This is a genomic window from Rothia sp. HMSC069D01, from assembly GCF_001810135.1.
Lineage (GTDB): Bacteria > Actinomycetota > Actinomycetes > Actinomycetales > Micrococcaceae > Rothia.
Window position 1 is genome coordinate 1 of the sequence record NZ_KV800085.1, and the last position, 20,517, is coordinate 20,517.

General features: G+C 58.2%; 18 protein-coding genes. 3 read left to right on the forward strand and 15 right to left on the reverse strand.

Annotation, left to right across the window (positions count from 1 at the left end; all coding sequences use genetic code 11):
- Positions 1-452: 452 nt before the first annotated feature.
- The 9 genes from rlmB to HMPREF2710_RS02120 form a co-directional block, all read right to left on the reverse strand.
- Complete coding sequence (rlmB, locus tag HMPREF2710_RS02080; protein WP_005507146.1) at positions 453-1,439, reverse strand: 23S rRNA (guanosine(2251)-2'-O)-methyltransferase RlmB; 987 nt, start codon at positions 1,437-1,439, stop codon at positions 453-455.
- A gap of 95 nt (positions 1,440-1,534) precedes the next feature.
- On the reverse strand, positions 1,535-2,953 hold the full coding sequence (gene cysS, locus HMPREF2710_RS02085; RefSeq protein ID WP_049358237.1) for a cysteine--tRNA ligase: 1,419 nt from the start codon (positions 2,951-2,953) through the stop codon (positions 1,535-1,537).
- An 82-nt stretch (positions 2,954-3,035) separates the two neighbouring features.
- Positions 3,036-3,518 carry a 2-C-methyl-D-erythritol 2,4-cyclodiphosphate synthase gene (gene ispF / locus HMPREF2710_RS02090; protein WP_005509302.1) on the reverse strand — a complete coding sequence of 161 codons (483 nt, stop codon included), beginning with the start codon at positions 3,516-3,518 and terminating at the stop codon, positions 3,036-3,038.
- 73 nt (positions 3,519-3,591) lie between these two features.
- Positions 3,592-4,335 (reverse strand): 2-C-methyl-D-erythritol 4-phosphate cytidylyltransferase, encoded by a 744-nt coding sequence (ispD, locus tag HMPREF2710_RS02095; RefSeq protein ID WP_070599268.1) that lies wholly within the window; start codon positions 4,333-4,335, stop codon positions 3,592-3,594.
- A gap of 15 nt (positions 4,336-4,350) precedes the next feature.
- The gene (locus tag HMPREF2710_RS02100; protein WP_005507150.1) at positions 4,351-5,034 is read right to left on the reverse strand and encodes a response regulator transcription factor; all 684 of its coding nucleotides are present in this window, start codon (positions 5,032-5,034) and stop codon (positions 4,351-4,353) included.
- A 41-nt stretch (positions 5,035-5,075) separates the two neighbouring features.
- A complete protein-coding gene (locus HMPREF2710_RS02105; protein WP_239665180.1) occupies positions 5,076-6,218 on the reverse strand; it encodes a sensor histidine kinase in 1,143 nt (380 codons plus the stop codon).
- A gap of 167 nt (positions 6,219-6,385) precedes the next feature.
- Entirely contained in the window at positions 6,386-7,123 is a 738-nt protein-coding gene (locus HMPREF2710_RS02110; RefSeq protein ID WP_012904159.1) for a phosphoglyceromutase, read from the reverse strand.
- Between the two features lie 220 nt (positions 7,124-7,343).
- Entirely contained in the window at positions 7,344-7,661 is a 318-nt protein-coding gene (locus tag HMPREF2710_RS02115) for a DUF2516 family protein (protein ID WP_049340347.1), read from the reverse strand.
- A 48-nt stretch (positions 7,662-7,709) separates the two neighbouring features.
- A complete protein-coding gene (locus tag HMPREF2710_RS02120; protein ID WP_070599271.1) occupies positions 7,710-8,912 on the reverse strand; it encodes a trans-sulfuration enzyme family protein in 1,203 nt (400 codons plus the stop codon).
- 160 nt (positions 8,913-9,072) lie between these two features.
- On the opposite strand from HMPREF2710_RS02120, the gene tmk reads away from it, so the two are divergent.
- Together tmk and HMPREF2710_RS02130 are read left to right on the forward strand one after the other, a co-directional pair.
- A complete protein-coding gene (gene tmk / locus HMPREF2710_RS02125) occupies positions 9,073-9,789 on the forward strand; it encodes a dTMP kinase (protein WP_083303475.1) in 717 nt (238 codons plus the stop codon).
- Positions 9,786-10,928, forward strand: coding sequence for a DNA polymerase III subunit delta' (locus HMPREF2710_RS02130; protein WP_070599273.1), 1,143 nt, complete (start codon positions 9,786-9,788; stop codon positions 10,926-10,928). Before tmk ends, HMPREF2710_RS02130 begins: the two co-directional genes overlap by 4 nt.
- Before the next feature lie 126 nt (positions 10,929-11,054).
- Here HMPREF2710_RS02130 and HMPREF2710_RS02135 read toward each other — a convergent pair whose 3' ends face one another.
- The 3 genes from HMPREF2710_RS02135 to manA all read right to left on the reverse strand — a co-directional run bounded on the left by HMPREF2710_RS02135 (position 11,055) and on the right by manA (position 14,177).
- Positions 11,055-12,410 carry a PFL family protein gene (locus HMPREF2710_RS02135; RefSeq protein WP_070599275.1) on the reverse strand — a complete coding sequence of 452 codons (1,356 nt, stop codon included), beginning with the start codon at positions 12,408-12,410 and terminating at the stop codon, positions 11,055-11,057.
- Between the two features lie 10 nt (positions 12,411-12,420).
- Positions 12,421-12,690: an ACT domain-containing protein gene (locus HMPREF2710_RS02140; protein WP_049340339.1), complete on the reverse strand. Its 270-nt coding sequence runs from the start codon at positions 12,688-12,690 to the stop codon at positions 12,421-12,423.
- A gap of 299 nt (positions 12,691-12,989) precedes the next feature.
- The gene (gene manA, locus HMPREF2710_RS02145; RefSeq protein WP_070599277.1) at positions 12,990-14,177 is read right to left on the reverse strand and encodes a mannose-6-phosphate isomerase, class I; all 1,188 of its coding nucleotides are present in this window, start codon (positions 14,175-14,177) and stop codon (positions 12,990-12,992) included.
- A gap of 137 nt (positions 14,178-14,314) precedes the next feature.
- On the opposite strand from manA, the gene HMPREF2710_RS02150 reads away from it, so the two are divergent.
- The gene (locus tag HMPREF2710_RS02150; protein ID WP_049358231.1) at positions 14,315-15,721 is read left to right on the forward strand and encodes a phosphomannomutase/phosphoglucomutase; all 1,407 of its coding nucleotides are present in this window, start codon (positions 14,315-14,317) and stop codon (positions 15,719-15,721) included.
- 134 nt (positions 15,722-15,855) lie between these two features.
- Here the strand turns inward: HMPREF2710_RS02150 and HMPREF2710_RS02155 are convergent, their stop codons facing one another.
- The 3 genes from HMPREF2710_RS02155 to HMPREF2710_RS02165 form a co-directional block, all read right to left on the reverse strand.
- Entirely contained in the window at positions 15,856-17,037 is a 1,182-nt protein-coding gene (locus tag HMPREF2710_RS02155; RefSeq protein WP_070599279.1) for an FAD-binding oxidoreductase, read from the reverse strand.
- Positions 17,038-17,661: 624 nt separating this feature from the next.
- Positions 17,662-18,132, reverse strand: a complete 471-nt coding sequence (locus HMPREF2710_RS02160; protein ID WP_044150790.1) for an RrF2 family transcriptional regulator — start codon at positions 18,130-18,132, stop codon at positions 17,662-17,664.
- A gap of 359 nt (positions 18,133-18,491) precedes the next feature.
- Positions 18,492-20,342: a phosphoenolpyruvate carboxykinase (GTP) gene (locus tag HMPREF2710_RS02165; protein ID WP_070599281.1), complete on the reverse strand. Its 1,851-nt coding sequence runs from the start codon at positions 20,340-20,342 to the stop codon at positions 18,492-18,494.
- Between the last annotated feature and the right edge of the window lie 175 nt (positions 20,343-20,517).

Genomic DNA, 20,517 nt, shown 5'->3' on the forward strand with positions numbered 1-20,517 from the left:
GCAACCCGAAAATGGGTGAAGTAGACCACAAATACGGGGGTTTAGGTTCATCCTGACCTAAACAGAACAGCAAAACCCCTAGTCAACGCAGGATAAGCCTCCCGAAAGTTCTTCAAAAAAAGTTTAAAAACCTTCAAAAGACCTCGAAAACCTGCAGAAGCTCCCTATAGAGCCCATATAGAAGGGCAGAAGAGCCCCTCAGCATCAAGAAGATAGGAAGAGAAGACGGGAAGAAAAGATGGGAAGAGGGGCTCCGCCCCTCCCCCATCTCTGTATTTCATACCGCCGTATTTCTGTACCGCTGCACTCCCCCGTTCTGCACCTCCCTATATATGAGCACCTACATATGGGGAGAGCGCAGAAGAGCACAGAAAAGGAGGGCACCCCTCACGGGGGCGCCCTCCTTATTCAAACTACAGAGCTACAGGCTGTAGCTCGCTAGCTTCAAAACTTTAGTTCGCGGAAGCGCGACGACGAGAAACATCGTACAGAGTAATACCCACAGCCATCGCCGCGTTCAAAGACTCCATCGCAGAATCAATCGGAATCGACACAATCTGATCGCAGTTCTCAGTCACCAGGCGGGACAGACCCTTACCCTCAGAACCAACCACCACGCACAGCGGCTCATTCGCAAGCTCCAGAGCCGGCAACTCAATATCGCCGCCGCCATCCAGACCAATCACGAAAATACCCTGCTCCTTAGCCTGCTGAATCACGCGAGTCAGATTAGTCGCCATCGCAACAGGAATACGAGCAGCCGCACCAGCACTAGTCTTCCACGCACCAGCAGTCACAGCAGCCGAACGACGCTCAGGAATAATCACGCCATCACCGCTAAACGCGGACACGCTACGAATAATCGCACCCAAGTTACGCGGATCAGTAATACCGTCCAAAGCAACAAACAGCGGCGGAGTCGACAGCTTACCCGAGTGCCAACGCTCCATAGTATCCAGCACCAGGTCAGTAGCGTCCGGGTACTTGTACGGAGGAATCTGCATCGCAACACCCTGATGCACAGAACCATCAGTCAAACGATCCAGCTCGCTACGCGGAATCTCCAGCATCGGAATATTGCGCTTATTCGCAATAGTCATGATCTCGCGAACGCGGTCATCAACCTCAACACGGCTCATGATGTACAAGTGCTTCGAGGGAATCTCAGTACGCAGAGCCTCAAGCACCGCATTACGACCAGTCACCAGCTCATCGCTAGCACGCTTACCGCCCAGACGAGTCTGGAACTTACGGTTCGTACCGGTAGCAGCACGACGCTCCGCCGCGCGCTTCATCTTATACGCCTTGTGATAAACGCGGTCCTCAGCCTTCGGAGTAGGGCCCTTACCCTCAAGCGCCTTACGACCGTGACCACCAGTGCCCTTAGTAGCACCCTTCTTCTTGCTGGTAGCGCCCGGGCGCGAACCTGCCTTAGCCATTCTTCTCTTCCTTCGTCAAAGTAATGAATACGAGTCTACGCGAGAGAAACCCGCGCGACCTAAGCCTTACGCACAAACGCGGGGCACATCACCCTCTAGCCAACGCTCCAGCTCGAACCATTCGCGCCATCCTTCACCTGCACACCAGCAGACGCCAACAGATCACGCATCGCATCAGCCTTCGCCCAATCCTTCTGAGCACGAGCATCAGCACGCTCCGCCAACACAGCCTGAATCAGCGCATCCAGAGCCTCATGCTCAGCACCCGAAGTACCCTCAGCATTAAAACTCATCAGCTGCGCCAGGCCCAGAACCTCAGCCATAGCCATCACAGCGTTAGCCGCCTCCGAAGCATCCTCACCAGCAGCAAGCGCAGCATTACCCGCACGAGTCTGCTCATGCAGAACCGCCAAAGCACGTGGAATATTCACGTCATCATCCATAGCCTCAGCAAAAGCCTCCGGAACCTCACGACCCGGCTTCAGCACATCCTGAGTTGCAGCAAGGAACGCCTCAACACGCTCAATAGCGGTTGCCGCCTCCTGCAGAGACGACGGACGGTAATCAAGAATCGAACGGTAATGCGCACTACCCAGGTAATAGCGAACCACCAGCGGACGAGCCATCTGCAGCATCTGCGCCGGCGAAATCGTATTACCGATAGACTTCGACATCTTCTCACCCTCATAGGTGACCATGCCGTTATGCATCCAGAAGTTCGCGAAATCATCACCGGCAGCAGTCGACTGCGCCAGCTCATTCTCATGGTGCGGGAAACGCAAATCCAAACCGCCACCGTGAATATCGAAACGCGAACCCAAGTACTTGCCAGCCATCGCCGAGCACTCCAGGTGCCAGCCCGGACGGCCGCGACCCCACGGAGACTCCCACGAAGCAGTCAGCGGCTCACCCTCCTTATAGCCCTTCCACAAGGCAAAATCGCGAGGGTCACGCTTACCACGCGGATCAGCATCCGCAGAATCCTGCATATCCTCAACGCTCTGATTCGTCAGCGCACCATACTTATCCCACGAACGCACATCAAAATACACGTCACCAGAATCATCCAGCGCAGGATACGCGTGGCCACGATCAATCAGACGCTGAATCAGAGCAAACATCTCCGGAATATGACCGGTCGCGCGCGGCTCATACGTCGGCGGATCAATACCCAGCGCCGCATACGCCTGAGCAAAAACCTTCTCAAAACGGTACGCGAGCGCCCACCACTGCTCATTCGGGAACTCACCCTCAAAACCGGGCTCCATAGATTCAGCAGACTTCGCCAAAATCTTGTCGTCAATATCAGTAACATTGCGGACCGTCGTCACCTTCAAACCGCGGTAACGCATCCAACGGCTCAACTGGTCAAAAACCAACGCCGAACGGATGTGGCCCAGATGCGGTTCACCCTGCACCGTAGCACCACAATAATAGATACGCGCCTCACCGGGCACGACGGGCTCAAACTCACGAATAGTCGCGGAAGCTGAATCATAAAAACGCATAGTCACACTCTCATTCTACGGGGTCGGTTCAAACGCCGGGGCGGTAAATCAGCGATAGGTTACAGAATGGCTCGAAGCAACCAAACACCTACGAACGCGGATACACCAGCGCCGTCGCAATAGCAGCCACACCCTCACCGCGGCCAGTCAAACCCAAACCATCAGTAGTCGTCGCAATCACCGTCACCGGAGCACCCGCCGCCTCACTCAGCACGCGGTTCGCCTCATCACGGCGCGGAGAGAACTTCGGGCGGTTACCCACCAGCTGAACGCTCACATTACCAATCTCAAAACCAGCAGCACGCACAATCGCCGCAGCCTCAGAAAGAATACGAACGCCAGAAGCGCCCTTCATGTCCGGGCGGTCCACACCGAAATTAGAGCCCAAATCCCCCGTGCCGGAGGCGGCAAAAAGAGCATCCGCGGCAGCATGAGCCACCACATCACCATCAGAATGGCCGCTCAAACCACGCTCACCCGGCCAATGCAGACCAGCAATATACAGAGGAGTGCCCTCCTCACCAAAAGCGTGGACATCAACACCGGTACCAACACGAGGAATAACAGTCATCACAGGACCCTTCAATCGATCAAAAATCTTCTCAGCAACAACGCCTCGGCAAAAGAGGCATTAGGCGGCAAGGTTAGGCAGCAGAATCACCAAACAGCGCGCGAGCAACCCGCAAATCCATCGGAGTCGTCACCTTAAACGCATCCGCATCACCGGCAACCGTCAACACCGGCTCACCCGCCGCCTCCATCGCCATCGCATCATCAGTGAGCAGCTCAGCCTCCTCAGCAGGCAGGGAACGGCTACGCTCATGCGCCGCCAACAGGGCAGCCACCTCAAAACCCTGAGGAGTCTGCACCGCACGCATCTGCGCACGCGAAGGAGTACCCGTCACCAAACCAGCAGAATCCACGGTCTTCACCGTATCCACCACCGGCAACACAGGAATCACCGCACGCACAATACCCTGCGGGCTCTCAGAACCCAAACCCTCAAGCACGCGGTGATACACCTGCGGCGGAGTAAAAGCACGAGCGCAATCATGAATCAGCACATAATTCACCGGAACCTGCGCATCCTTCAAAGCATCCAACGCCGCAACCACCGAAGCAGTACGCGTATCACCACCGGTAGTAATCAACGCACCGGCACGGCGGGCATCCTCCAAAAGCTCCGGGCAACTCGCCGAACAATCAGCAGGAACAGTCACCACCACATGCTCAGCAATACCTGAAGCGAGCGCACCCTCCAACGCATAATCCAGTAGGGTACGACCATGCACACGCACAGCAGCCTTCGGAATCGGCTCACCCAGGCGAGTACCCGAACCAGCCGCCAAAACAATCACAGCAGTATTCGCCGCAGAAGCAGAACTCATCAGTCTCAAGCCCGCCTACGCCTCGAACTTATAGCCCAAGCCGCGAACCGTCACCACATACTGCGGGGCAGAAGAATCCGGCTCAATCTTCGAACGCAGACGCTTAATATGCACATCCAGGGTCTTCGTATCACCCACATAGTCGGCCCCCCACACGCGCTCAATCAGCTGGCCACGAGTCATCACACGACCCACATTGCGCAGCAGAATCTCAAGGAGCTCAAACTCCTTCAACGGCATAGAAATCTCTTCACCATTAACCGTCACCACGTGGCGGTCAATGTCCATACGCACCGGGCCGCCCTGCAGCACCGACTCAGTAGCAGAATCAGTCTCCGCCGAACGACGACGCAACACCGCGCGGATACGAGCAATCAGCTCACGCGCAGAATACGGCTTCGTCACATAGTCATCAGCGCCCAGTTCCAGACCGAGCACCTTATCCAGCTCAGAGTCCTTAGCGGTCAGCATGATAATCGGGACCGAAGACACCTCACGCAGCTTACGGCACACCTCCATACCGGACATGCCCGGAAGCATCACATCCAGCAGCACCAAATCCGCGCCCTCGCGGTCAAACACCGGCAGAGCATCCAGACCGTTGTCCACAACAATCGTCTGGAAACCCTCACGACCCAGCAAAAACGCAAGGGGATCCGAGAGGGCCTCTTCGTCCTCAACAATCAGAATTTTAGACATCAATAACTTCCTTCGATTCCATAAAACCTATACCGCTAACACTACACTGCGGCCGGAGGCTCATTCAGCGGCAACGCCAACGTAAACGTCGAGCCCTCCTGCGGCATCGACCGAACCGTCACGCTACCACCGTGCTGAGTCATCACATGCTTCACAATGCTCAAGCCCAAACCAGTGCCGCCCGTCTGACGCGAACGAGCCGGATCAACCCGGTAAAAACGCTCAAAAATACGCTTCTGCTCGTCCTCCGGGATACCCACGCCCTGATCAGCAACCTCAACCAGCAGCTGATCAGCCACACGATGCACCCAAATATCCACCTTCGTATGCTCCGGCGAATAACGCACCGCGTTCTCCACCAGGTTCTGCACAGCAATACCGAGCAGCTCGGCGTCACCGTACACCTCGGGGACCTCCTCGATGCGGGTAGAAATCTGAATGTCCTTCTCCTCCGCCACAATATGCGAACGGTCCACCGCATCAGCCACCAAAGAAGGCACCGACACCGGACCACCACGCGCAATCACGTCGGTCGACTGCAAACGCGAAAGCTCAATAATGTCACGCACCAGCGCAGAGAGGCGGCGAGTCTCCTTATGTAGACGACCCACAAAATACTCGATAGCCTCCGGGTCATCACTCGCCTGTTCAATAGCCTCCGCAAGCAGACTCACCGCACCCACCGGAGTCTTCAACTCATGCGACACATTCGCCACAAAATCATTACGCATACGCTGCACACGAGAAATCTCAGTGCGGTCATCCGCGAGCACCAGAATGTACTCGTCACCCAAAGAAGCCACGCGAACGTCCAGCACCAGCGCCTCACCCTCACCGCGGTCAATTTCAAAAGTACGCTCCGCAAAAATACCGCGATGACGCACCATGCGAATCATATCCGCCAACTCATCAGACGCCACAGTATGACCACGCACCAAACCCATCGCATACGCACCAGGAGAAGCCTGAACCACGCCGCCCACCTCATCAATCACCAGATAGGCACGACCAATCACAGCAAGCACCTGAGCGGCACCATCACGCAGCGCCGGCGCCGACACCAAGCTACGCTCCTGCTCCCGCTCACTACGCGCCACCGCGTTCATGCTCAGGACGCCCACCAGCAGACCTATCATGCCCGCAATAAAGGCGATCAGACCGGCATCCATGTACTTCCCTTCCATTCGGGTACCCCATAAGTATAAATGTGGCCGATACCCAGCACTTGGGCGAACGCCCCTCTTCTCAGACAGGCTCCCCGTGCAGAAACCCTGCAGAGAACGCAATGAGCCGCCCACCTCAACGGTGGACGGCTCATCACAATGACAGGGGTGAAACCCTGCCGGAGGTATTACTTGCCCTGGTTTGCTACGGCAGCAATAGCGTCCTTAGCAGCCTCGGGGTCCAGGTACTCGCCAGCCTTGACGGGCTGGAAGTTCTCATCCAGCTCGTAGTACAGCGGAATACCGGTGGGGATGTTCAGGCCAGCAATGTCCTCATCGGAAATACCCTCGAGGTGCTTAACCAGCGAACGCAGGGAGTTACCGTGTGCAGCAACCAGAACGGTCTTACCTGCTGCGAGGTCGGGCTTGATGTCCGACTCCCAGTAGGGAAGCATACGGCCCAGAACGTCCTTCAGGCACTCGGTGCGGGGAGCGTTCTCAACATCCGCGTAGCGGGGGTCGTTTGCCTGCGAGTAGGGGTCGTTGTCGTCCAGCGGGGGCGGCGGAACGTCGTAGGAACGACGCCAAGTCATGAACTTCTCGTCGCCGTATTCCTCGCGGATCTCGGACTTGTTCTTACCCTGCAGAGCACCGTAGTGACGCTCGTTCAGGCGCCAGGTGCGCTTGACGGGAATCCACAGACGGTCTGCTGCATCCAGTGCAAGGTTTGCGGTGTTGATTGCGCGACGCTGCAGGGAGGTGTGAACAACATCGGGGAGGATGTTGCGCTCTGCCAGCAGCTCGCCGCCGCGCTTAGCCTCAGCGCGGCCCTTATCGGTCAGGTTAACGTCCACCCAACCGGTGAACAGGTTCTTTTCATTCCACTCGGACTGGCCGTGGCGCAGGAGTACTAGTTTGTAAGTCATACCTCTATTTTTTCATTTACCCGCCGGTTTGTCATGCCTTAGAGCCTAGAAAATATGCATTCTCCCAAAAATTTATAAGGGTCTTTTCCACCAGAACGAAAGGCTCAAAAACCCCGCCAGAAAAGGGAAAAGCCCCGCACACCATCCGACCGGGACAAACCCGTCAGACAGCGCACGAGGCTTCACCATCTATCGCACAAAGCGAGCGCAAAAGCTAACGCTAGAAACGGCGGCGACCCACCGAAGGCCACACACCAGCCAGGAACACGCAGCTAATCACAGCAGCAATCAGCTGAAGAATCAGCACGCTATTACCGCCGCCAGTCACCGCAGCAAAAACGCTAAACAGCGACACCGCAGCGGAACCACCGGTCAAAGCCAGCCACGTGTTCTTCGGGCGCTTACCAGCAAAATCGTAAGCGTTAGCCGGAGACGACCACGCACGAACAAAAGCCAGCACACCAACCACAGCGCCGGCAACAGCCAGTAGCACATCGATAAGAGTGGTCACATAGATGACCAACAGAATAGGAGACATAGTATTCCTTAGAATCAGCAGCTTCTCTAGACAACCCTAGCAAAGTGCCTAGCGGACAGCCTTAAAGGCCTCAACCAAGTCATTGTAAAGGTCATCGACGTTCTCAATACCTACCGACAGGCGAAGCAGGGATTCGGGAATCGAATCCGGCTCGTTACCGTGGCGACGGCGACGCTCCACGAGAGACTCCACGCCGCCCAGAGAGGTTGCCGGGGTCCACAGCTTCAACGCCTCCACGACGTTACGGGCACCCGATGCGTCGGTATCCAGGGTGACGCACAAAATCGCACCGAAATCGTCCATCTGCTTCTTCGCAACCTCATGACCGCGGTCGCTCTCCAGACCCGGGTAACGCACCTCAGTCACGAAGGGGTGCTCACTCAGGCGCTCTGCAAGAACCTGCGCGTTCTCTACAGCACGCTCCACGCGCAGCGCCAGGGTGCGCAGACCGCGCAAACCAAGCCACGCCTCCACCGGACCGGGGATTGCGCCGTTGGTGATGCGGTGGTGACGCATCGCCTTGTACAGCTCCTCGTTCGAGGTCAGAGCCATACCCAGCAGCACATCTGAGTGGCCCGCAAGGAACTTCGTAGCGGAGTGAACCACTACGTCTGCACCCAGATCCAGGGGACGCTGCAGAATCGGGGTTGCGAAGGTGTTATCCACCGCGGTCACAATGCCCAAGCGGCGAGCAGCAGAAAGCAGGGCAGGCAGGTCAGCAACCTCAAGCATCGGGTTCGTGGGGCTCTCCAGCCACGCCAGGACCTTCGGCTCCGAGTAGTTCACGTTCTCCGGGGTCACGCCGGTGCGGGATGCGGCATCCTCCATAGCGGCGATAACGCTCTCGGTGTCTTCAATGTCCACGCGAACAAGCTCAATGATGCCGCGGCGTTCCAAATCCTTGCACAGGGTCACCGACGCCATGTATGCGTGCTTAGGAATCAGAACGATGGAACCAACCGGCACCAGGTCGATGACAGCAGCGACAGCAGCCATACCGGAGGGGAACAGCAGACCGGGCTGGGTAGCGTTCTCCAGCTTTGCCACAACCTCTTCCATGCCCTCCCAGGTGGGGTTCGAGAAGCGGGCGTACACGCGGTCCTGCTCAATATTGACGGCGTCCACACCGCGGTAGGTGGAAGAAAGAACAATCGGAGGGTTCACCGGCGCGTCATGCTCGTGTGCCGGGCGGCCGCCAGAGACGACGAAGGTCTCTGCGGAGTAATTCATGTCGTGGTTATCTGCACTCATGTCTTTAAGCCTGGCACACCCGCGCCCAGAACGCACGCCCACGCCGGTAACAGAGGACAGGATTTACATGTTTTTTACCTACAGGCACACTCAGCGTTGTTCAGAACCGTCGCCAAAGCCACACCGAGGATTTGGGCAGACCCGGTACCCTTAAGAAGTGATGGATACTCTCAGCTACACCCCCGATGCGCAGAATCTTCCCGCCGACCCGACCGGTCGCCGCGGGCTTTTTATCGTGGTTGAAGGAGGCGACGGCGCCGGCAAAACCACCCAGCTCGCTCTGCTGGATGAAGCACTACGCGACCGCGGATACCGTGTCATCACCACCCGCGAACCCGGCGGCACCGAGATTGGCGAAAAGCTGCGTGCCCTCGTCCTTGAAGCGGGTCAGGGCACTATTGACGACCGCACCGAGGCGCTAATCTTTGCGGCATCCCGCGCGGCTCACGCTTCCCAGCTGATTCGCCCGGCGCTCGCTGAGGGCGCCATCGTGCTCAGTGACCGCTATATTGATTCTTCCGCCGCGTACCAGGGTGTTGGCCGTGATCTGGGTATTGAAACCATCGTCGATTTGAGCCGCTGGGCTACCGCCAATCTGGTGCCCGACGCGACCCTACTGCTGAGTGTGCCGTTGAGCGCCGAGCAGGAACGCATGGACCAGCGCGGCACCGTCGACCGTATTGAGGCTGAAGGCGCCGCGTTCAAGGCCCGCATTCACGGTGCGTTCGAGCAGATCGCCCGCGAGGACGCTAACGGTTCGCACCGCATCATTGATGGTGTGGGCACAATTGATGAGGTGCACGCGCGCGTGCTTGAGGTGATTGAGCCTCTGCTTGCCGCCCGCGAACTGGTCCGCACCGGTCAGGAGGACTCATGAGCCTCTGGGATACCCTGCTGATTCCCGCCGATAAGCTCCAGCAACTACGCACGGATGCCGCTGCCGCCCGCCCCACGCACGCTTGGCTTTTCACGGGCGCGATCGGTGCGCCTCACCGTGAGGCTGCAAAAATTTTCGCTGCCGCGCTACTGTGCGAGCAGCCCGACCCGCAGAACCGCGGATGCGGCCAGTGCAAAGGCTGCGTGACCGTCATGAACGGTTCGCACGCAGATTTTACGCACTTTAGTACCGAGGCGACGCACATCAGCATTGATGAGGCGCGCGAGCTGGTCATGAAGGCTCAGGACCGCCCGACCGTAGGTCGCTGGCGCGTGATTCTGGTGGAGGACACCGAACGCATGCCGGAGCGTACCTCCAATGTGCTGCTGAAGGCGATTGAGGAGCCGCCGCCGCATACGATTTGGTTGTTGACGGCGCCCTCCCCCACCGATGTGCTGGTGACGATTCGTTCGCGGTGCCGTCCGGTGCAGTTGCCGGTTCCCACCGATGCGCAGGTGCACGAGTATCTGCTGGCGCACGGTGTGGCTGATCCTTTGGCGCAGCGTGCGGCGCGTCTGGCTCTGGGTGATGCGCAGGAGGGGTACCGTCTGGCGACCGATGAGCAGGCGATGGCTCGTCGGGAGCTGATTACCTCCCTGATTCTGAATGTTCGTTCTATTTCTTCGGCTTTCAACGCAGCCGAGAAGCTCACCGACCTTGCCGACCAGGACGCACAGGCTGTCGCCGCTCTCAAGGATGAGCAGGAACGCCAGGAGCTTCTGGCACTGCTGGGTATTCGCGAGGGTGAGCGTGTTTCGCCGTCTCTACGAGCGCAGGTTCGCCGCTTGGAGGAGCAGCAGAAGCGCCGCGCTAAGCGCGTTTCATCCGATACGCTGCTGCGTTCCGTGGCGCAGGTTCAGACGGTTCTGCGTGATGCGTTGACGGTGGCACTGTCGGCTCAGGCTCCGCTGGTCAATGAGCATTTGCGTGAGCTCCTGGAGGCGTTCTGCACCCGCCGTTCCGCCCAGCAGCTGCTGGAGGATGTGCAGGCGGTCGAGCTGACTCTGCGCCGCCTGCGGACGAACGCGAATGCGCGTCTGGCGCTTGAGGCGTTGATGAGCCGTTTCGTGTATCAGTAGCTTCTTGGTAGCTTATACAGCACAAAGGGGTACAGCACAAAGGGGAGGCACCGAAGAGATAATCTTCGGCGCCTCCCCTTTTCTATTGGTTCTCAGCGCCCCTAGAGCTTAGTTGTGGGCTCGAGCTTAGTTGCGGAAACCGTGAACCGGCGACGGAATACGACCGCAGCGGGCGATGAACGCCTCCGCGCTGGGGGTGTGGGTGGGCATGACGGGTGCTCGACCGAGCAGGCCACCAAATTCGACCATGTCGCCTACGCCCAGGCCGACCGCCGGGATGACGCGAACCGCGGTGGTCTTGTGGTTCATCACGCCGATTGCTGCCTCGTCGGCAATCATTGCGGCGAGGGTCGCGGCGGGGGTGTCGCCGGGAACCGCGACCATGTCCAGGCCCACCGAGCAGATGGCGGTCATCGCTTCAAGCTTATCGAGGCTGATGTGTCCGGCGGCTGCGGATTCAATCATGCCGATGTCCTCAGAGATCGGGATGAAGGACCCGGAGAGGCCGCCGACATTTGAGCACGCCATGAGGCCACCCTTCTTCACCGCGTCGTTGAGCAACGCGAGTGCCGCAACGGTACCGTGGGTACCGACGGTTTCCAGACCCATTTCCTCGAGGATGTGTGCGACCGAGTCGCCAATCTCTGCGGTGGGCGCCAGGGAGAGGTCGATAATGTTGAACTGCACGCCAAGGCGTTCAGCGGCGAGGGTACCGACCAGCTGGCCAACGCGGGTAATCTTGAAGGCTGCCTTCTTGATTTCTTCTGCACAAGTGTCGAAGGATTCGCCGCGGACCTTCTGCAGGGCGCGGTGTACCACGCCGGGGCCGGAGACACCCACGGAGATGGTGGTGTCTGCCTCCTGAACACCGTGGAATGCGCCCGCCATGAAGGGGTTGTCGCTGACGGCGTTCGCGAAGACGACGAGCTTGGCGCAGCCGAAGCCGTGTGCATCCGCGGTCAGGTCTGCGGTGGCGCGGATGGTCTCACCCATGAGCTTGACTGCGCTCATGTTAATGCCGGCTCGGGAGGATCCGATGTCTACGGAGGAGCAGACCGCGTCGGTTTCTGCGAGCGCTCGCGGGATGGAGCGAATCAGCTTCTCGTCGGCGGGGGTCATGCCCTTATCGACGAGGGCGCTGAAGCCGCCGACGAAGTTCACGCCGACTGCCTTCGCAGCTGCGTCGAGGGTACGAGCGAACTCTACGTAGTCCTCGTCGCCGGAGGCGCCTGCCACCAGCGCGATGGGGGTGACGGCGATGCGCTTGTTGACGATCGGGATGCCGAGCTCAGCTTCGATACCTTCGCAGACGCTGACGAGGTTTGCGGCGCGGTTGGTGATCTTGTCGTAGATTTTGCGGCGGGCTACTTCGCCGTCGGAGTCGGCGCAGTCGAGCAGGGAGATGCCCATGGTGACGGTGCGAATGTCGAGCTTCTGCTCCTCGATCATTCGGATGGTTTCTAGAATATTGGTGTTGCGCATCAGTGGAGCCCTAGATGGCGTGCATTGCTTTGAAGATGGATTCTGCCTGGATGCGAATCTGCACCTTCTGTTCGTGTTCGACACCGATCATGGCTTCCTGCAGATCGATGAGGTTCTGCTGCGCTTCGTCGAAGGAGCAGTGCATGATCATGGTGAAGTATTCGCCCATGATGGTCTGGGAGACGTCGAGGACGTTGACCTTACGCTCGGCGAGGGTTGCGGTCACGGCAGCGATGATGCCTTCGTGGTCGATGCCTGTGACGGTGAGGATGATCTTCACAGTGTTCTCCTAGCAGTTTGGGGCTGCGTACCTGAGGAAGAGGTGCATAAAGGCACAGGTATACGCATATTTATAAGACCAATTATAGGTTACTCAGAACACACTGTGCAGGGTAGACACAAAAATATCCCCTGCATCCCATATTCGGGGCATAAAAAATCCACGCCTTCCCGGTCTGAATAAATACAGGGAAGAACGTGGATTCTTTATTATGTGCCAGTCTTGATGTATCTTTCGACACTCCTTATATCTGGCTAGATTATAACTGTCTAGAAGTTTTAGTTATCGAGGATTATTTCCTAAACATAAGAAGCAATGTACAGCTCGCCATTACCGCTCAAGGTTGCCTCGGAGGGCTCACCCACGTGCAGTACCGACTCGGTGGCGCCCAGCACGAACTCTTCGGAGCCGTTGCCGTCTGCCGCGTGAATGGTGATTTCACCGGATACGCTCAGTGCGGCACTAATACCCTCGAAGGTGTATTCCTGCGGCTTGCCCTCTTCAACGCGGATGCGGGTTACGCTCATGCGCGCATCCCACATGGCATAGGTGCCCACGGGTGCGTTATCGGGGGTGGGTCGCTGAATCACGGGGGCGTCCTGGCTTTCGCCGAGAACCTTGATGAGCTCCTCGGTGTCGATGTGCTTTGCAGTCAGACCCGCGCGCATCACGTTATCGGAGGGGTTCATCAGCTCAATAGCGGTACCGGAGACGTAGGCGTGCACCTGACCGTCGGGGGTAAAGGCGGATTCACCCGGTGCCAGGTGTACCAGGTTCATGACGAATGCTACGAGCAGACCGCGGTCGCCGGGGTACTTGCCGGCAACGATCTGCACGAGCTCCGCGGCATCAGCAATAGCAGCGTTTTCGGAGTCGGTCAGCTGTGCTGCCGCCTCGACAAGCTGCTCAACAGCCGCGGTGGCGGTCTCTTCGGGCATGCGAATGATCTCGGTCAGCAGCTGCTTGGGGCTGAGCTCGGCACGCTCGGCCAGCCAGGCGGCACCGAATGCGGCGGCCAGGGTCTTGAGCTGCTCGACGGGGCGCACACCGGTGAGCACACGCATCGGGGTCAGCGCAATAACGGTTTCGGGCTTGGAGTAGCGATCCTTGTAGTTGCGGTGCGGTGCATCAATCGCGATGCCGCGTGCCTGCTCGTCCTCGAAGCCAGCAATAGCCTGCTCAGGGGTGGGGTGCACCTGAATCGACAGGGGTGCATCAATCGCAAGGATCTTAAAGAGGAAAGGGAACCAGTCGGAGGTACGGTCCGGGCGCAGGAAACGGGAGGGCTCAGCCTGAATCAGTTCGTTGAGCGGGGACTCGGTGCCGTCAACGGTTGCGCGGGAGGGAGCAGCCGGATGCGCACCAACCCACACCTCAGCCTCGGGCTGCTCGGTGGGTACGGGCACGCCACGCATGCGTCCGAGAATTTCGCGGGAACCCCACGCATAATTCTGAATCTGGTTTTTTAGGGAAAAAATCTCACCCATGGGGGAAAATACCTCTCGACGTGAGTTATTTGAAGCAAGTGACGTGATAAAAAACCCATACATTCAGCGGAATTTATAAGGTTTTACCAGCCCATTATAGAGGCTACTTGCACTTCTTTACCGCTAAAATAAAAGGCGTGACTACTATTAATCTACATGACTCATTCAAAGCGTACGACGTGCGTGGCATCGTCGGCGAAACCATTACCGCAGAGACTGTTCGCGCTACTGGCGCGGCTTTCGTAGACGTTCTGGGCCTGGAGGGCCAGACCATTCTGGTCGGCGGCGACATGCGCCCCTCCTCCCCCGAATTCATGGATGCATTCGCCCAGGGTGCAACCGCTCGCGGTGCAAATGTTGAGAAGATCGGTCTGATCTCCACTGACGTTCTGTACTTCGCATGTGGCGTTGAGAACGCTGCCGGTGTTACCTTCACCGCTAGCCACAACCCCGCAGAGTACAACGGCATGAAGATGGCTAAGGCTGGCGCTGTTCCTCTGTCTTCCGAGTCCGGTCTGTTCGATATTCGCGACCTGGCTCAGAAGTACCTGGATTCGGGCGAGATTCCTTCGGTTGAGAAGGTTGGCACCGTTTCTGAGAAGGACATTCTCAAGCCTTACGCAGAGTACCTGCGCAAGCTGGTTGATCTGTCTTCCATCCGCCCCCTGAAGGTTGTTGTTGACGCTGGTAACGGCATGGGTGGTATGACCACTCCCGCTGTTCTGGGCGACACCATCCTGCCGGGCCTGCCCCTGGAAATCGTTCCCCTGTACTTCGAGCTGGACGGCACCTTCCCGAACCACCCGGCTAACCCGCTGGAGCCGGCTAACCTGGTTGACCTGCAGAAGGCTGTTGTTGAGCACGGTGCTGACATTGGTCTGGCATTTGACGGTGACGCTGACCGCTGCTTCGTCATCGACGAGAAGGGTGAGCCTGTCACTCCTTCCGCTGTGACCGCTCTGGTTGCTGAGCGCGAGATTGCTCGTGCGAAGGCAGAGGGTAACGAAGAGCCCGTCATCATCTACAACCTGATCACCTCGAAGGCTGTTCCTGAGCTGGTTGAGAAGCTGGGCGGCCGCGCAGTGAAGACCCGCGTGGGCCACTCCTTCATCAAGGCTGTTATGGCCAAGGAGAACGGCGTTTTCGGTGGCGAGCACTCCGCTCACTACTACTTCAAGGACTTCTTCAACGCAGACACCGGCATGCTCGCTGCAATGCACGTGCTGGCTGCTCTGGGTGGTAGCGATGAGCCTCTCTCCGAGATCAGCGCGAAGTACTCCCCGTACGTTGCTTCCGGTGAGATTAACTCCGAGATTGAAGACAAGGCTGCCGCTGTGGACCGCGTGCGTGCACACTACGCTAACGCTCCCGTGGTTGTTGAGGACTCCGACGGCACCACCTTCACCAACACTGAAGAGGGTTGGTGGGTTAACCTGCGTCCTTCGAACACCGAGCCTTTCCTTCGCCTGAACCTTGAGGCACCGGATGTTGCGACTATGGAGCGCGTCCGCGACGAGGTTCTGGCTCTGGTTCGCCAGGCCTAGTCTTTCGTAGACATTCTCTCTTCTGCTCTTTGAGCAGTTGAAATATAAAGATCCCGCCCGCAGATTGTTTCTGCGGGCGGGATCTTTTTATTAAGTTCCAAGAAACCTAGCGGACGAGCCGGCTTACGGGGTTTTTACGCCTCGCGTGCCTGGTCGTGGAGCATCCACTGGTCCGGGCCGAAGATTTCGTAGTTGATGTTCTTGCCGGGAACGCCTGCCTCCACCAGTGCGGAGCGTACGCCCTGCATGAAGGGCAGCGGGCCACAGAGGTAGACGTTAGCGTTGGCGGGAACATCCAGCTTGGAGACGTCGACGCGACCGGTGAAGTCGCCGCCTTCGCCCTCGATGAAGGAGACGAGGCGTGCGTTGGGCAGCTTGCCGACGAGCTCGGTGAGCTCTTCGCGCAGGGGCCAGGTGTCCAGGCGGCGGTCTGCGTGGACCACGGTCACGGGGCGCTCGGAGCCCTTCTCCGCCAGCTCGGAGAGGAAGCTGAGCATGGGGGTGGTGCCGATGCCTGCGGAGAAGAGGTACAGGGGTGCCTGGGGGTCGCCAAAGCCTTCCAGGGTCAGGTCACCGTAGGGGTTGGAGATTTCGACGACTGCGCCGACTTCCAGCTCGTGCAGGATGGAGGTCATCTCGCCGTTGGGGTCGAGCTTCACAGCGATGCGGCGCTGGTTCTTTTCGCTGGGCAGCAGGGTGTACTGGCGTGCCTGGCGCAGGCCGTCACGTGCGGGAACGACGATGGAGATGTACTGGCCGCCCTTGGACTCGGTCATGGGGGTCTCGTCGGCGGGCTCGAAGGTCAGAACTACGACGTTCTCACCGGTCTCCTTGCGGTCAACGAGCTTGAAGGGTGCGAACATGACGTCGTTTGCCTGGGAAGCGTACAGGCCCTTCTCCAGCTTGATGAGGGCGTTGCCCATGAGCCAGTAGACCTCGGTCCATGCCTCAACGATTTCGGGGGTTGCCAGGTCGCCGAGGTTAGCGGCGATTGCCTCGAAGAGGTACTTGTAGACGGTGGGGTACTCTTCTTCCTTCAGGCCCAGGGATGCGTGCTTGTGGGCCACGCGGGAGAGGACCTCGTCCGGGTAGGAGTCCGGGTGCTCGACAATGTAGGAAGCGAATACTGCGATGGAGCCAGCCAGTGCGCGGGGCTGGGTGCCTTCGAGCTGAGAGGAGCGGGAGAACATGCCGTCCATCAGGTCGGGGCGGGCAGCAAACATTCGACGGTAGAAGTCGGGGGTGATGTCGTTGATGCGCTCAGCGATAATGGGCAGCGTTGCCTCAATAATGGGGCGGGACTTCTCAGAGAGCATGTCATGCCTTCTTCCTGTGTGGTCACCTGGTCGTTGTGATGATGCCCTTGATATGTGTGATGCTGGGGCGTTCACTCGGACAGCTCAGTTGGTGACGAAGTGTTTATAAAGCACCCTTACCGTAGCATTTTGCGGGGTGCTTGCGCTGTGTGCAGGTCATGCCCCGAGGGTTATTTGGCGCTACAGATGCTACTTATGGTTCACCCTGACTCAAAGAGAGAGCCGAGCGTCACACTATATATTTTCAGCACTGTTTTTGAGTTCGCCGGGTGACTAGCCCCGAAGTGTGCATAAAAATTCTGGAGCGAAAATATATTTACTAGGGAAAGTATGCAGTGCGGTGCAAAAATGAATATGGTCACATTTTCTGCATTTGAAAAGCAAATTTGCAATATCCTGCATTTACTGCACATTTTCCGGGTTCGTGCAGGTGCCGACAACCGCGCACGCAGAGTCAAAAACACTCCCCCGCGGCCCTCAAAACCCCCACGAAACACCCCCGCGCGAACCGCCTAGCAGCCCCCGCATCAAGCACAGAAACGCCCAAACCTCCGTGTTAAAAACTCTGTGGAGCCTCCCACTGGAAAGCTCCACAGGCATCACGTATCGCTTGAATACTTACGACTAGCGCGCAGGCAACGCATTCTCCGGAGGCCCAAAGCCCAGCTCGACGAACACCGGGCCAACGGGGCGCGCACCGGCAGTCAGTTCGCTAATGATCACCGAATCAACCGATGCATAGAATGCCTCGCGAGCCTTCGCCAGCACATTGCGCAGGCGACAGAACTTATCGAGGGGGCAGTGGCCATTCTCGTCCTCGCACTCAATCATGGGGATATCGCCCTCAGTAGCGCGAAGAATAGTGCCGACGGTCGCAGAACGACCCGCATCCGAAAGCATGACGCCACCGGAACGACCGCGAGTCGAGTCCAGGTAACCCATGTTCACGAGGAAAGCTACAGCTTTCGCCACGTGGTTGTAGGGGGTGTCCACACCTTCAGCGATCTTCTGGGTGGAAAGCTTCTGACCGGGCTCCAGAGCAGACAGGAGCATCAGAACGCGGAGCGAGACATCCGAGAATGCTGTCAAACGCATGGATACTCCTTCTAATCTCTCGTGCCACCACATATCAGTACATGTAGCAGCGGATATGCGCAGCTCGTGAAAGCCATGTGCATTCAAAAATCTTACATTGGAATTGTATAGGGGTGATAAGAGAGGCAAGAAATTATAACCAGCTGCTTCTGTGCCCCAACCACCCCGGCGGGGATTTAAAGTATTTCTCAAGAGCAAGTGGACTGCATAGCCTTACATTCACACCTTTGCGAGAAAACTTATCATTCCCCCCAGCTGACGGGGATTCAAATTTTCCCCAAGCAGAAGGAAGGAGCGGAATCTCATCGGGAGATTCCGCTCCTTCAATGCGCTAAACCTTAGGTATTAGCTGGAGTGTCTTAGCCCTCCAGAGCCTTCGCCAGAGCGTCGCGCTGTTCGCGAACCTCAGCAGGCAGCTTGTCGCCGAACTTCTCGAGCCACTCGTCGATGCTGGGCAGCTCAGCAACCCATTCTTCCTTCGAGACAGCCAGAGCAGCCTTCAGTTCTTCCTCGGAGATTTCCAGACCGGTCAGGTCCAGGTCTTCCTTGGTGGGAACGGTGCCCAGGAAGGTCTCCTGGCCGCCAGCCTTGCCGTCGAGGCGGTCGCAGATCCACTTCACAACGCGAGAGTTCTCGCCGAAGCCGGGCCATGCGAAGCCACCGTCGGGGGTACGGCGGAACCAGTTGACGTAGTAGACCTTCGGCATATTCTCAGCGCCGTGCTTCTTGCCCAGGTCCAGCCAGTGCTTGAAGTAATCACCAGCGTTGTAGCCGATGAAGGGCAGCATTGCCATCGGGTCGCGGCGAATCACACCGACAGCGCCCTTAGCAGCCGCGGTGGTCTCGGAGGAGAGGGTAACTGCGCGGAAGACGCCCTGCTCCCAGCTCTCGGACTCGGAAACCAGGGGGATGGTGGTCTTGCGGCGACCGCCCAGAACGATAGCGCTCAGCGGCACACCCTCGGGGTCGTAGTACTCGGGAGCGAGCATGTCGACCTGGGATGCGGGGGTGCAGAAGCGGGAGTTCGGGTGAGCTGCCGGGCGGCCGGACTCGGGGGTCCAGTCCTGACCGGTCCAGTCAATCAGGTGCTCGGGAGCCTCATCGGTCTTACCCTCCCACCAGACGGAGCCGTCGTCGGTCAGTGCAACGTTGGTGAAGATGGTGTTGCCCTTGGCGATAGCCTTCATAGCGTTCGGGTTGGTGGAGTAACCGGTGCCCGGTGCCACGCCGAACAGGCCAGCCTCGGGGTTGACCACGCGTGCCTGGTGGTTCTCGTCGAACTCGATCCATGCGATGTCGTCGCCGACCATCTCAGCCTTCCAGCCGTCAATGGTGGGTTCCATCATTGCGAAGTTGGTCTTGCCACATGCGGAAGGGAACGCTGCGGAGATGTAGCGAACCTTGCCCTCGGGGTTGGTGACCTTCAGGATGAGCATGTGCTCTGCCATCCAGCCCTCATCGCGACCGATAACGGATGCGATACGCAGTGCGTAGCACTTCTTACCGAGCAGTGCGTTACCGCCGTAGCCGGAGCCGAAGGACCAGATTTCGCGGGTCTCGGGGAACTGGACGATGTACTTCTCGGGGTTGCAAGGCCAGGGAACATCTTCCTGACCGGGCTCCAGGGGTGCACCAACAGAGTGCAGAGCCTTGACGAAGAAGCCGTTGGTCTCGTTCAGCTTGGCAAGAACCTCCTTACCAATGGTTGCCATGATGCGCATGGAGCAGACAACGTATGCGGAGTCGCTGAGCTCAACAGCAATCTTGGGGTTCTTAGCCTTCAGGGAGCCCATGACGAAAGGAATGACGTACAGGGTACGACCGCGCATGGAGCCCTCGAACAGACCGGTCAGGGTCTGCTTCATTTCGACGGGGTCGCGCCAGTTGTTGGTCGGGCCTGCGCCTTCTTCAGTCTCGGAGCAGATGAAGGTGCGCTCCTCGACACGTGCAACGTCGTCGGGATCGGAGAAAGCTGCGTAAGAGTTCGGGAATTCGTGATCGCTGAGGCGAACGAAGGTACCGGCGTCAACCAGTTCCTGTGCCAGGCGGTCATATTCTTCCTGGGAGCCATCGACCCAGTAGATGTGTGCGGGCTGGGTCAGTGCCGCAACCTCGCGAACCCAATCCAGGAGGCCCTGGTGGGTGGTAGGTGCGCTCTGCAGCTCCTTTTCGAGTTCGGCAGAGAGAGTACGAGTTGAGGTGTCAGCCATTGACATTTTCCCCTTCAATCGGTGGCCCGGATACTACATTGATCCGGTTAGGTCTGCGGTAACAAAGAAGCAGTTAAACACTACAAGCGTGCAAATAATCGTGAATATGCACGCTTGGACAGTCTCCACTTCCTCGTGATGCTTACAGAATAACGCATTAATGGTCTGTAGAGCT

Coding starts and splice junctions, on each gene's coding strand:
- rlmB (WP_005507146.1), bottom strand. CDS start 1,439: ATGGCTAAGGCAGGTTCGCGCCCGGGCGCTACCAGCAAGAAGAAGGGT.
- ispF (WP_005509302.1), bottom strand. CDS start 3,518: ATGACTGTTATTCCTCGTGTTGGTACCGGTGTTGATGTCCACGCTTTT.
- ispD (WP_070599268.1), bottom strand. CDS start 4,335: ATGAGTTCTGCTTCTGCGGCGAATACTGCTGTGATTGTTTTGGCGGCT.
- HMPREF2710_RS02100 (WP_005507150.1), bottom strand. CDS start 5,034: ATGTCTAAAATTCTGATTGTTGAGGACGAAGAGGCCCTCTCGGATCCC.
- HMPREF2710_RS02105 (WP_239665180.1), bottom strand. CDS start 6,218: ATGGAAGGGAAGTACATGGATGCCGGTCTGATCGCCTTTATTGCGGGC.
- HMPREF2710_RS02110 (WP_012904159.1), bottom strand. CDS start 7,123: ATGACTTACAAACTAGTACTCCTGCGCCACGGCCAGTCCGAGTGGAAT.
- HMPREF2710_RS02115 (WP_049340347.1), bottom strand. CDS start 7,661: ATGTCTCCTATTCTGTTGGTCATCTATGTGACCACTCTTATCGATGTG.
- HMPREF2710_RS02120 (WP_070599271.1), bottom strand. CDS start 8,912: ATGAGTGCAGATAACCACGACATGAATTACTCCGCAGAGACCTTCGTC.
- tmk (WP_083303475.1), top strand. CDS start 9,073: ATGGATACTCTCAGCTACACCCCCGATGCGCAGAATCTTCCCGCCGAC.
- HMPREF2710_RS02130 (WP_070599273.1), top strand. CDS start 9,786: ATGAGCCTCTGGGATACCCTGCTGATTCCCGCCGATAAGCTCCAGCAA.
- HMPREF2710_RS02135 (WP_070599275.1), bottom strand. CDS start 12,410: ATGCGCAACACCAATATTCTAGAAACCATCCGAATGATCGAGGAGCAG.
- manA (WP_070599277.1), bottom strand. CDS start 14,177: ATGGGTGAGATTTTTTCCCTAAAAAACCAGATTCAGAATTATGCGTGG.
- HMPREF2710_RS02155 (WP_070599279.1), bottom strand. CDS start 17,037: ATGCTCTCTGAGAAGTCCCGCCCCATTATTGAGGCAACGCTGCCCATT.
- HMPREF2710_RS02160 (WP_044150790.1), bottom strand. CDS start 18,132: ATGCGTTTGACAGCATTCTCGGATGTCTCGCTCCGCGTTCTGATGCTC.
- HMPREF2710_RS02165 (WP_070599281.1), bottom strand. CDS start 20,342: ATGGCTGACACCTCAACTCGTACTCTCTCTGCCGAACTCGAAAAGGAG.